8 protein-coding genes and 1 tRNA gene are annotated in these 12,208 nt (G+C 67.3%); 6 read left to right on the forward strand and 3 right to left on the reverse strand.

Annotation, left to right across the window (positions count from 1 at the left end):
• Positions 1–73: 73 nt before the first annotated feature.
• Positions 74–149, reverse strand: a tRNA-Thr gene (locus ACMGDH_RS13760).
• A 209-nt stretch (positions 150–358) separates the two neighbouring features.
• Here ACMGDH_RS13760 and ACMGDH_RS13765 point away from each other — a divergent pair.
• From ACMGDH_RS13765 to ACMGDH_RS13790, 6 genes are all read left to right on the forward strand, one after another.
• Positions 359–1,126 carry a PAS domain-containing protein gene (locus ACMGDH_RS13765; protein ID WP_436828529.1) on the forward strand — a complete coding sequence of 256 codons (768 nt, stop codon included), beginning with the start codon at positions 359–361 and terminating at the stop codon, positions 1,124–1,126.
• Positions 1,041–5,648, forward strand: coding sequence for an NAD-glutamate dehydrogenase (locus tag ACMGDH_RS13770; protein WP_436828530.1), 4,608 nt, complete (start codon positions 1,041–1,043; stop codon positions 5,646–5,648). The genes ACMGDH_RS13765 and ACMGDH_RS13770 overlap by 86 nt, the downstream gene beginning before the upstream one ends.
• Positions 5,649–5,738: 90 nt before the next feature.
• Positions 5,739–6,383, forward strand: coding sequence for a PepSY-associated TM helix domain-containing protein (locus ACMGDH_RS13775; RefSeq protein WP_436828531.1), 645 nt, complete (start codon positions 5,739–5,741; stop codon positions 6,381–6,383).
• 15 nt (positions 6,384–6,398) lie between these two features.
• Entirely contained in the window at positions 6,399–6,920 is a 522-nt protein-coding gene (locus ACMGDH_RS13780) for a DUF2271 domain-containing protein (RefSeq protein WP_436828532.1), read from the forward strand.
• Positions 6,921–6,936: 16 nt separating this feature from the next.
• Entirely contained in the window at positions 6,937–7,812 is an 876-nt protein-coding gene (locus ACMGDH_RS13785) for a DUF4198 domain-containing protein (RefSeq protein ID WP_436828533.1), read from the forward strand.
• Between the two features lie 86 nt (positions 7,813–7,898).
• Positions 7,899–8,810 (forward strand): FAD:protein FMN transferase, encoded by a 912-nt coding sequence (locus ACMGDH_RS13790; RefSeq protein WP_436828637.1) that lies wholly within the window; start codon positions 7,899–7,901, stop codon positions 8,808–8,810.
• A 195-nt stretch (positions 8,811–9,005) separates the two neighbouring features.
• Here the strand turns inward: ACMGDH_RS13790 and ACMGDH_RS13795 are convergent, their stop codons facing one another.
• Together ACMGDH_RS13795 and ACMGDH_RS13800 are read right to left on the reverse strand one after the other, a co-directional pair.
• Positions 9,006–9,689 (reverse strand): Fe2+-dependent dioxygenase, encoded by a 684-nt coding sequence (locus ACMGDH_RS13795; RefSeq protein ID WP_436828534.1) that lies wholly within the window; start codon positions 9,687–9,689, stop codon positions 9,006–9,008.
• A 127-nt stretch (positions 9,690–9,816) separates the two neighbouring features.
• Positions 9,817–12,195, reverse strand: a complete 2,379-nt coding sequence (locus tag ACMGDH_RS13800; protein WP_436828535.1) for a TonB-dependent receptor — start codon at positions 12,193–12,195, stop codon at positions 9,817–9,819.
• Positions 12,196–12,208: the final 13 nt, after the last annotated feature.

The following is a 12,208-nucleotide window of genomic DNA, read 5'->3' on the forward strand; positions in this document are numbered from 1 at the left end:
CCGCTTTCGTCCTCATAGGCCAACGAGCCGGAAAAGCGGTTGCGACGGCGCGACTTGCAGATGATCTGGAAAGTGGTGCCGCTTACAGGACTCGAACCTGTGACCCCCGCATTACGAATGCGATGCTCTACCAGCTGAGCTAAAGCGGCCCGTCCGAAGCGCCTAGCCTCGGAAGAGAGCGCGCGCTTACCAGCATGATTCCTGACTGACAAGCGTTGCGATTCTCTTTGCCCGCCTGTCCGTATGATTGCGGGTGCCTTCCGCCGACGCTCCCCGCTTTACGCGCTGTTTACCACACCGCGTGCAAGCCCCCGATGAGACAATGGGTTAGCGCCCGAAGTGGAGCAGGCGCATGGACATGGCGCACGAATTTGGGAGGCCGTTCGATCCGGCGCCACGGCCTGCGGGGGACGAGGCGCGGATCGAAGTCCCGGTCCGCGTGGGTGCAGGCGAGCGCCGCATGCACGCGCGCGCCTATGATCATTGGGCCACGCTACTTCGCGGGGGCAACCTTCCGGCGATCGGCGATCTTGATCCCGCAGCCATCGCCCGTTTCGCGCCGCACGGCGTGCTGCTCGATTTCGCGGCAGACGATCGTAACCCGGTGATCCGCCATCTCGGAGCGACACTGCGCGCGGAATGCGGCATCGCCGAGCCGATCGTGCACATGGATCAGGCTCCGGCCGGATCACTGCTCGCCCGCCTGCCCGGTCTTTGCCGCCAGGTCATCGCGAATCGCGCGCCGATCGGATTCGAGGCGGAATGCGTCGACCTGCGCGACCGCAACAGCCTCTATCGCGGCATCCTGCTGCCCTTCTCCTCCAGCGGTGGGTCGGTCGATTTCATCTACGGCGTGATCAACGGCAAGGAGAGGGCCGACGCGGCGACCGAGGCGCAGATCGCCGCCGAGCTGGCGCGCCTTGGACCGGCCGGAGCCAATGGAAAATCCGCCCGGCCGCAGCCCGACCTGGTCGCAATTGATACTTTTTCCTCACCTCAAGCCTTGAGGTCGCGGAGCCGCGCGCGCATAGCAAGCGGCCATGAAGACAATGATGACGTCGCTGACGCAGGCGTTCGAGGCGCGGCTGCTCGAAGGAGCACTGCCGGGCGAGCTGGAGGGGTTTGACGAAGCGGAGCGCGCCGATGCCGCGGGCTTCGTCGCGCAGACTGCGGCGGTGCGCGCGGCAGGAACTCCGCGCATCCGCATCGAGACCTATCTTGACGAGGAGCGCCGCCGGATGCGGCTGGCCGTCGTCAACGACGACATGCCCTTCCTGGTCGATTCGATCTCTGCCGCGATCGCTGCGCACGATCTTGCGATCTTCCGCATCATCCACCCGGTGATCCCCGTCGAGCGCGACGGCGAGGGCCGGCTCGTCTCGATCGGCAGCGGGGCTGCCGAATCTATGATCTATATCGAGATGGATCGCGGCGACGCCCGCAAGCGCCGCTCGCTGGTCGCCGATCTCGAACGCACGCTCGATCAGGTGCGCGACGCCGTGGACGACTGGCGCGCGCTCCAGGCTGCGATATCGTCCGATGCCGGCACACTCCCGTCGGCCGAAGGCGCGGCGCTGCTGCGCTGGTTCTGCGAAGGCGCGATGACGCTGCTCGGGCATGAGAAATGGCGCGCCGACGGCGCGGTTTCGGATCAGCTGGGGCTGACGCGCTACGATCTGGAAACGCCGATCCTCGCCGAAACCTCACGCCGCGCGGCACTCGACTATTTCAAGGCGGGCGGCGAGGCGCCGCTGCTGCTCAAGTCCAATTCGATTTCCACAGTCCATCGCCGCGCGCCGCTGGACATCATCGTGGTCCCCATCCTCACCGGCGCCGAAGTCACTGGGCTTTCGATCCACGCCGGACTGTGGACGAGCGCCGCGCTGTTCGCCGCGCCCGAGGACGTGCCGGTGCTGCGCGCCCGGCTGGGGGCGTTCGAGAAGAAGTTCGGCTTCGATCCGAAGGGGCACACCGGCAAGGCGATGGCGCATGCGCTCACTGCGCTTCCGCACGACCTGACCACTGCCTTCGATCCCGCCTCGCTCGAGACGCTGGTGCTCACATCGATGTCGGTCGCCGATCGGCCGCGCCCCAAGCTGGTGCTCGTCCGCTCGCTGCTCGGCCGCCATCTGTTCGCCTTCGTCTGGCTGCCGCGCGACGAAGTCGCCACCGACCGCCGCGTCGCGATCGGCGAGATGCTGTGCGAAGCCGCCAACGCCAAGCTGATCAGCTGGTCGATCGCACTGGAGGACGGCGTGGTAGCCCTGCTGCGCTACACGCTCGATCTGCGCGCGGGCGGCGTGATGCCCGATGCCGCCGAACTCGATCGCCAGCTCGAGCGCATGGTTCGCGGCTGGGTGCCCGCGGTGGAAGCCGCGCTGGGTGAGCAGGCCGGAACCGGAGCGACGCGGCTCGCGCTGCGCTATGCCCAGGCGTTCCCACCCGTCTATCGCGCCACGAGCACGCCCGAAGAGGCGGCGCGCGACATATTGCGCATCGCTTCTCTCGAAGGGTCCGCCAGCCGCTCGGCGCGCATCGCACCCGTTGCCGACAAGCCCGGCGAATACCGGCTCAAGCTCTATACCCAGAGCGGCGCGCTGGCCCTGTCGGACGCAGTTCCGGTATTCGAGAATTTCGGCTTCCGGGTCATGGAGGAAGTCCCGACCCAGCTCGCCAACGGCGGCTATGTCCATGATTTCAAGGTAGCGCTTGTCGGCAGCATCCCCTCGCCCGCTGCCGATTTCGAGACGATCGAGCGCGCGATCGCCGCCGTGCTCGAAGGAAGCGCCGAGAACGACAGCTTCAATCGGCTGATCGTGGAGGGGGGGATGCGTCCGGCCTCGGTGGTGCTGTTCCGCGCCTGGTTCCGCTATCTGCGCCAGACCGGCCTCAGCTATGGCATGGCGACGGTGGTCGATGCGCTGCGCCGCGCGCCGGCGGTTGCCAATGCGCTGATCGAGCGGTTCGAAGCGGCGCATGATCCGGCCCGGGCGTCCGACGAAGCAGCGGTCGAGGCGGCGACGCGCGCGATCGATGCCGGGCTCGACAAGGTCTCAGCGATCGATGACGATCGTATCCTGCGCACGCTGAAGGGAGTCGTCGCGGCCACGCTGCGCACCAACGCCTTCGCCCCCGCCGCGCGCGAAGCGCTCGCCTTCAAGCTCGATTCGAGCAAGGTGCCAGGCCTGCCCCAGCCGCTCCCCTGGCGCGAGATCTGGATCTATAGCCCGCGCGTGGAGGGCATCCACCTGCGCGCCGGCCCAGTCGCGCGCGGAGGGCTGCGCTGGTCCGACCGGCGCGACGATTTCCGCACCGAGATCCTGGGCCTGATGAAGGCGCAGCGCGTGAAGAACGCAGTGATCGTGCCTACCGGCGCCAAGGGCGGCTTCTACCCCAAGCTGCTCCCCTCGCCCGCAGTCGATCGCGATGCGTGGTTCGCGGAAGGGACCGAAAGCTACCGCATCTTCATCCGCGCGCTGCTCTCGATCACCGACAACATCGTCGGCACCGAAGTGGTGCATCCCGAGGGCGTGACCGTGCTCGACGGCGACGATCCCTATTTCGTCGTGGCCGCCGACAAGGGCACCGCCACCTTCTCCGACGTTGCCAACGGGATCGCCACTGAGCACGGCTTCTGGCTGGGCGATGCCTTCGCGAGCGGTGGCAGCCACGGCTATGACCACAAGGCGATGGGAATCACTGCCAAAGGCGCCTGGATCTCGGTCCGCCGCCATTTCCTCGAGCTCGGCGTCGACGTGCAGAGCGAGCCGGTGCGCGTCGCGGGCTGCGGCGACATGTCCGGCGACGTGTTCGGCAACGGCATGCTGCTGTCGAAGGCGATCAAGCTGGTAGCCGCGTTCGACCACCGCCACATCTTCCTCGATCCCGACCCCGATCCCGCCAAGAGCTGGGAGGAGCGCAACCGCATGTTCGCGCTGCCGCGATCGAGCTGGGCCGACTATGATCCGGCGCTGATCTCGAAGGGCGGCGGCGTCTTTGCGCGGACCGAGAAATCGATTCCGCTCAGTCCCGAGGTGCGCGAGGCGCTGGGGATCGACGTGGCCGAGATTGATCCTGCCGGCCTGATCACTGCGATCCTCAAGGCGCCGGTCGATCTGATGTGGTTCGGCGGCATCGGCACCTATGTGAAGGCGGCGTCGGAAAGCCATGTCGACGTCGGCGATCCGGCCAACGACCGGCTCCGCGTCAATGCCGAGGATGTGCGCGCGCGCGTGATCGGCGAAGGCGCGAACCTGGGCGTCACCCAGGCCGCACGCATCGCCTTCGCAGGCAAGGGCGGGCGCATCAACACCGACTTCATCGATAATTCGGCCGGCGTCGACTGCTCGGACAACGAGGTCAACATCAAGATCGCGCTCAACCGCGAGATGGCCGAGGGGCGGCTGGCGTTCGACGATCGCAACGCGCTGCTCGCCGACATGACCGACGACGTCGCGCATCTGGTGCTGGAGGACAACCGCCTCCAGACGCTCGCGCTCTCGTTCATGGAGAATGACGGCGCCGTCTCGCTGCCGAGCTATGTCCGCGTGATCGAGATGCTCGAGGCTGCGAACCGGCTCGATCGCGCGGTCGAGGGGCTGGGCCCGAACGAGGAGCTGCTGCGCAGGGCCCAGGATGGCCGCGGGCTGACCCGGCCCGAGCTGGCGGTGCTGCTCGCCTCGACCAAGCTCGCGCTGCAGGACGCGATCGAGCGTGCGGGGCTGGGAGAGGACGCCGAGCTGCGCGAAGACCTGCTCGCCGCTTTCCCCAGGGAGATGCAGGCGCGGTTCGCCGGCGCGATCGAGGCGCACCGCCTGCGCGGCGAGATCGTCGCCACCAAGCTCGCCAATCGCATCGTCAACCGCCTCGGCGTGCTCCACCCCTTCGAGCTGGCCGAGGAGGAAGGGGCGGCGATGGGCGACATCGCCTCGATGTTCGTCGCTGCCGAACGGCTGTTCGATCTGCCTGCCACCTGGGCTGCGGTCGAAAGCGCGGCGATCGGCGAAGGCGCGCGGCTCGCGCTGCTCGAGGAGATCGCCGTGGCGGTGCGCGGGCAGATCGCCGACCTGCTCCGCGTCTGCGCGCCCGGCGCCCGTCCGGCGGAAGTCGTCGCGCGGCTCAAGCCCGGGATCGACGCACTGAGTCGCGAAACCAAGACGCTGCTGCTCGAGGAAGTGCGGACGCAGAGCGCACGCATTTCCGCACGGCTCGAAGCCACCGGCGCGCCTGCCGAACTCGTCGCACGGGTCGTTCGGCTGTTCGAGATGGACGGGGCGGTGGGCCTTGCCGACCTGGGCGTGCGCAAGGGAGTCGACGAAACCGTGCTCACCCGCGCCTTCACCCATCTGGGGCAGGTGCTGGGGCTCGATTGGGCGCAGTCGACCGCCGCGCGGATCACCACCGGCGATCCCTGGGAACGGCTGCTCATCGCCGGCCTCGCGCGTGACTTCCAGCAGCTCCGTCTCGAATTCCTGGCGCGGCTGCCCGACGAGAATCCGGAAGCGGCCGTCGAGACCTGGCTCGAAGCGCAACGGCCGCGCGTCGAGCAGTTCGCAGCGCTCGTGCGGCGCGCGCGCCAGACGGCGGCGCCCAACGCGGCGATGCTCGCGCAGATCGCCGGCCAGGCCCGAGTGCTGCTCGGGCGCTGATCCTCCCCTGCACGGAGAGGATGGAGTTGCAAATGCGAATCGTTCGCGTTATCGGCGTTGCAACCGAAACGTTCGAGTCTTCCGCCTCTCATGCACGGAACCGCCGCAGCCCCGGCCAAGATCAAGCGTAGCCGGAAGAGCTTCTGGCTGAAGCAGCTGCATACCTGGCACTGGATGAGCTCGGCGATCAGCCTGATCGGGATGCTGCTGTTCGCGATTACCGGCTTCACGCTCAATCATGCGGCCGACATCGAAGCAGCGCCGCAGGTGCGCGAAGCGAGCGCGCAGCTTCCGCCCGAACTGCTGCGCCAGGTGGCACCCGACGATGCCGCCGATGCCAAGAAGCCGCTGCCGCCGCAGGTCTCTAGCTGGGTCGCGGCGAACCTGCCCTTCTCGGGCAGGGGCGAGGCCGAATGGTCCGCCGATGAAATCTATCTCGCCCAGCCGCGCCCAGGCGGCGACGGCTGGGTAGCGATCGACCGCGCTACCGGCGAGGTCACCACCGAAGCCACCAGCCGCGGCTGGATCGCCTATCTCAACGACCTCCACAAGGGCCGCAACGCCGGCACCGTGTGGAAATGGTTCATCGACATCTTCGTGGCCGCCTGCGTGATCTTCTCGCTCACCGGGCTGGTGCTGCTGTGGATGCATTCAAAGCACCGCCGGAGCACCTGGCCGCTGGTCGCGGCGGGCCTCGTGATTCCGGCGCTCATCGCCATTTTCCTGATCCACTAGGGAGACCCTGCCCAAATGCAGATCCGCCTGACCGGCCTCACCGTCACCGCCTTGGGCGCGAGCGCGATGGTCGTCTCGCCCGCCGCCGCGCAGACGCTGGACCTGACGATCACCATTCCGCGGCTCAACGTCGCCGAATACCACCGGCCCTATGTCGCCGTCTGGCTCGAAAAGGAGGGCGCCGCGCCGCGCACCCTCGCGGTCTGGTACGATTCGGACATGCGCAACAACGAAGGCACCAAATGGCTGCGCGACGTGCGGCAATGGTGGCGCGCGTCCGGCCGCTCGATGTCGTTCCCGGCCGACGGGGTGACCGGCGCCACGCGCGCGCCCGGCACGCACAAGCTGAGCTTCACCGCCGGACGCGGACCGATGCCGCAGCTCAGCGGAGGCAATTACACGCTGGTGGTGGAGGCCGCGCGCGAAGTGGGCGGCCGCGAGCTGCTGCGCCTGCCCTTCACCGTGCCCAAGGGCGGGACGGCCAAGGCGCAGGGCTCCAGCGAGCTCGGCGCGGTCAGCCTCACCGTCCGTCGTTGATCAACAGGGGGAAGCCATGAAGAAGTTCCGCACGCCCATTCTAGCGGCAGCCGCGCTGATCGCGCTCGCCACGCCCGCCGCCGTCCAGGCGCATCGGATGTGGATGCTGCCCTCGGCCACGGTCGTATCGGGCGACGACGTCTGGGTGACGATCGACGCCGCCATCTCGAACGACCTCTTCTATTTCGAGCACCATCCGCTGCGCGGCGATCCCAGGGTGTTCGCGCCGGACGGCAGCGAAGGCCAGGTCGAGAACAAGGCGACCGGCCGTTATCGCACCACCTTCGACGTCCATCTGACGCAGAAGGGCACCTACAAGGTCGCGATCGTCAATGAAGGCATCATGGGCAGCTACATGCTGAACGGCGAGCGCAAGATGCTGCCGCGCGGCACGACCACGGCTGCGCTCGCCACGGCGATCCCCGTGGGCGCGACCGATGTGCGCACCAGCGAGAATGTGACTCGCAACGAAGTGTTCATCACCTCGGGCGCGCCGACCACCACCGTCTTCGAGCCGACCGGCAAGGGCATCGAGCTGGTGCCGGTGACGCATCCCAATGATCTGGTCGCGGGCGAGACCGCCACCTTCCAGTTCCTGCTCGACGGCCAGCCCTTCCCGAACCAAGCAGTGACGGTGATCCCGGGCGGGATCCGCTACCGTGACAAGCTCAACCAGATGAATCTCAAGACCGACGCCGAAGGCAAGGTGCAGATCGCCTGGCCGGAGCCGGGCATGTATTGGCTCAACGTCAGCAGCGGCGGGGACCGTGGCGGGCCGGGCGGTCCGGGAGCACAAGGTCAGAGTCAGGCTACCGTGCCGGCCGCCGCGCCCGCCGGCCCGCCGCAGCGCCGCGCCAATTACGTCACCACGCTCGAGGTGCTCGCGCCCTGAGAATCGCGATCCCGCCCGCGCTTTCGCCCGAGGCTTTCCGGCGACGACGTGCCGGCGCGCCGGTGGAGGTGCTGGGCGGCAAGACGATGGGGACGAGCTGGTCGGTCCGGCTCGTCTCCCCAGACGAAGCCGCGCTTCCCCGGATCGAGCAGGATATCGAAGCCGTGCTCGGCCGGATCATCGCGCAGATGAGCCAATGGGAGCAGGACTCGGTTCTCAGCCGGTTCAACCGCGTGGCGATCGGGCGCTGGCAGGCGCTCCCCGCAGATTTCCTCAACGTGCTCAGAGCCGGGATCGAGATCGGCCAGGCAAGCCAGGGCGCGTTCGATCCAACGAAGGGTGCGCTCGTCGAGCTATGGGGTTTCGGCGCATCCGGCCCGGTTGCAGCGCCGCCCTCTCCCGGGAGCATCGCCGATGCGGCTGCGCGCAGCGGCCCCGGCAGCGTCGAGCTTGACTTGCTGCTCTTCCGCGCGCGGCGGCGTTGCGACGCGGCGCTCGACTTCTCGGGGATCGCCAAGGGCTATGCAGTCGACGCAGTCGCCGCGCAGCTGATCGAAGCGGGCATCACCGACTTCCTCGTCGAGATCGGCGGCGAGCTTCGCGGCGCGGGTATCAAGCCGGACGGCCAGCCGTGGTGGGTCGAGATGGAGCCTGTCCCCGGATCGGCGCTGCCGCCTCTGCGCGTCGCACTCCACGAGCTCGCGGTTGCCACCTCGGGCGACTATCGCCGCGGCTTCGCGCATGCCGGCCGCCGGTTCGCCCATACGCTCGATCCGCGCACCGGCTGGCCGGTGGACAACCGCATCGCCTCGGCAACGGTGCTCCACGCGCAGGCGATGTACGCCGATGCCTGGGCAACCGCGCTCACGGTGTTGGGGCCGGAGGAAGGGCTGGCGTTGGCCGAGCGCGAAGGCCTCACGGCGCGGCTGGTGATGCGCACCGAGGACGGGGGCTTCGCCGAACGCCTATCCCCAGCGCTGGAAGCGATGCTTGGCTGAGCTCTGCGTTCGGACGTTTCGCGGAGATCGACGAATGCGCATAGTTGATCCTCCCCCGCCAGGGGGAGCTGTCATGCGGAGCATGACGGAGGGGGCGGATGCCAGAACGTAACGACGTGCTTCCTCCCCCTCCGACGCCTTCGGCGCCACCTCCCCCTGGCGGGGGAGGATTGAGCGGATACGACTGCCCGACGTCTAAGCGTCGGCCCAGCTGCGCAGCAGGTTGTGATAGACGCCGGTGAGCTCGATCACCGAGCGGTCGCCCCCGCCAAGCTGACCGGTGAGCCGCTGCACGGCCTGATCGAGGTCGAACAGGATGCGGCGCTGGCCGTCGTCGCGCACCATCGACTGGATCCAGAAGAAGCTCGCCACGCGCACGCCGCGCGTGACGGGCGTCACCTTGTGGAGGCTCGAGGAAGGATAGAGGATGGCATGGCCTGCGGAGAGCTTGACCGATTGGGCGCCGAACATCCCGTCGACCAGCAGCTCGCCGCCGTCATATTCGTCCGGCGGCGCGAGGAACACCGTCATCGACAAGTCGCTGCGGATTCGGAAATCGCTGCCGCGCTGGATCCGCACTGCATTATCCACGTGCGTTCCGAAATTCTGCCCCTCGCCGTAGCGATTGAACAGCGGGGGGAAGACCTTGAGCGGGAGCGCGGCGGCGACGAACAGCGGCGACTTGCCGAGCGCCTCCAGGATCATCGCCCCCGCTTGCTGCGCGGCGGCGCTCGCCTCGGGAAGCTGTTCGTTCTTCTTCGCCAGCGCCGACTGAGGCCCCGAAGTCACGTTGCCGTCGACCCACTCGCCGGCATCGATGATCGCGCGGACGCGTGCCACCTGCGCCGGATCGAGCAAATCGGGGATCGGGATCAGCATTCGTATCTCCAGGCAGCGGAGCGGTGCCCCGAACCTGTCTCAGCATCCGCGCGCGATGGCAACGGCAGGGGTGCGGAGCGGACCACGGACGCTTGGGGATATCCGCGGCCCGCTCCTTCCCCCTTTCTCAGAAGCGGTAGTTGACCGTCAGCACTCCCGCAGCGCGGTCGCCCGGCGTCGCCCAGCCGTTGTTGCGGATGCGGGTGTAATATTCTTCGTCGGTGAAGTTCTTCACGTTGATCTGCGCGCTCAGATTCTCGGTGAAGTTGTACGCGATATAGGCGCTGTGGACCCAATAGGCGTCCGAATAGAGCACATCCGGCGCGGCGAGCGTGGGCGTGCCGAACGCGAAGCTGCCCTGGTAGGTCACGCCATAGCCGACCGTGAGGCCGAACGGGAACGCATAAGTGGTGAACAGGCTGCCCGAATGCTCGGGCGTGTTGACCAGCCGGGCACCGGCGCCGGGATCGGGGTTAGCGCTGCTGTTGTTGCAACCCGTCGTCCCCGGGTTCGCAAGGCAATAGTCCGAAACCGACTGGATCAGTTCGCCCTTCAGATAGGTGTAGTTGGCGGTGACCGACCATCGCGGCGTGATCTTGCCGACCGCACCCAGCGCGATCCCGTCCACGCGCGAATTGCCGTCGAGCACCTGGTCGGGCTCGACCGGGTCGTTCGATGCGACCTTGTACTTGTCACGCTCGTTGCGGAACGCGGCCGCGGTGAGCAGCAGCCCGCCATGGAACAGCTCCGCCTTCGCGCCGATCTCGTAGCTCTTGCCGGACTCCGGCTCGACGTTGCAGCTCGCGGCAGTGCACGATCCGTTGACCGAGGTCTTCGAAGGAGTCTCCGAATTGCCATAGGCGGCGTAGATGCTCACGGCCTCGACCGGCTTGAAGACCAGGCCGGCGCGGTAAGAGAAAAGATCGTCGTCGTTGTCGAAGCGTTCGCCGACGGCGACCTGGCCGAGCGTCGCCGCAGCGATCGAGACAGTGTCGGCGCGGTACCAGCCCTTGTTGCGCTCCCAGCGGACGCCGCCGTTGATCTCGAACATGTCGCCTAGCTTCATCGCGTCGAACAGATAGACTGCAAAATTCTCCAACTCGCCGGTCTGTCGCGCGCTCTCGATGAAGTTGAGCGGCCCGGTGTAGACGTTGCTGCCGTAGGTGAAGCCCGCAGGGCCCGCGACCACCTCGTTCGGATTGTCGATCCGCATCAGCGGGAAGCTGGAATAGGCGGCGGAGCCGTTGGGGTTGCGCAGTACATTGCCCGTGGAGAGATTGTATTTCTCCCACGACCAGGCCGTGCCGAGCACCAGCGTATGCTCGATGCCCCCGGTGTCGAACACCGCGTTGAGGTCGGTCTGGTTGTACATCAACTGGTTGCGTGAATCACGGGTGTTACCCCGCGGGCCCGAGGGCAGATAATAACCGGCCGGCACGGTTGCCGGGCAGGGCGCGCCCGTCGCCTGCACACCCGAGGCGAGACACCAGGTGCCCTGCGGCGGATTGACGATCGCGAGCTGAGTGACTTCCTGCCAGCGGGTCAGGTTGCGGATCGAGAGCCGGTCGGTGAAGTCGTGCTCGAAGATCGCCGTCGCCTGATCGAAGTGGATTTCCTGCGTATCGACGTTGCGGAAGCCGAAGTAATCGCTCGAATCGACGCCCGGCAGCGGCCCCGCGTTCACCGCATTCTCGAAATAGGGAACGCCATATTGCGGGACGTTGGTGTCTTCCTGGTGATGATACTGGAGCGTCAGCCGCGTCGGGCTCTCGATCCCGATCGTGAGCGACGGCGCCACGCCCCAGCGTTCGTATTTCTCCACGTCGCGGCCGGGCACGCGGTTCTCGTGGTACATCGCGTTGAGCCGCACTGCGATTAGATCGTTGACGCGCTCGTTCGCGTCGATCGTGCCGCGGTAATAATCGGCAGTGCCCACTCCGCCGGAGATCGTCACGCGGTCAGTTGCCGTGGGCTTCTTGGTGATGATGTTGATCGATCCGCCGACCGAGCCCGAGCCGTTGTAGACCGAATTGGCGCCGTTCACGACTTCGAGCTGCTCGAGGTTGAACGGATCGGTGCGCGTGTATTGCGCGCTGTCGCGAACGCCGTCGATCGTGATGTCGGTGTTGGCCGAATAGCCGCGCAGGTTGATCGAATCGCCGTAGCCGCCGCCGCCTTCGCCCGCACCGAAGGTGATGCCCGGCACCGTGGAGAGGACGTCGCGGAGCGTCAGCAGGTTCTGCTGCTCGATCGTCTCGCCGGTGATGACGGTGACGGTCTGCGGCGTGTCGCGCACGGTGCGGGTCGCCTTGGGGCTTTCCTGCTTGGGGGCGTACATCGCGCCGGTGACCACGACATCGTCGTCGCGCCGCTGCTCCTGCGTCTGCTCGTCCGCAGCGGCCGGCCCGGTCACCGGATCGTTTGCCAGCGCCGGCGAGGAGGCGACAAAGCCCACACAGGCGAGCGCAAGGAATGCCGGCGAAGCGGCAGGCGTCGAACGCGTCACGATTTTCCCCTTT

This window comes from Sphingomonas radicis (genome assembly GCF_051400635.1).
GTDB lineage: Bacteria > Pseudomonadota > Alphaproteobacteria > Sphingomonadales > Sphingomonadaceae > Sphingomonas.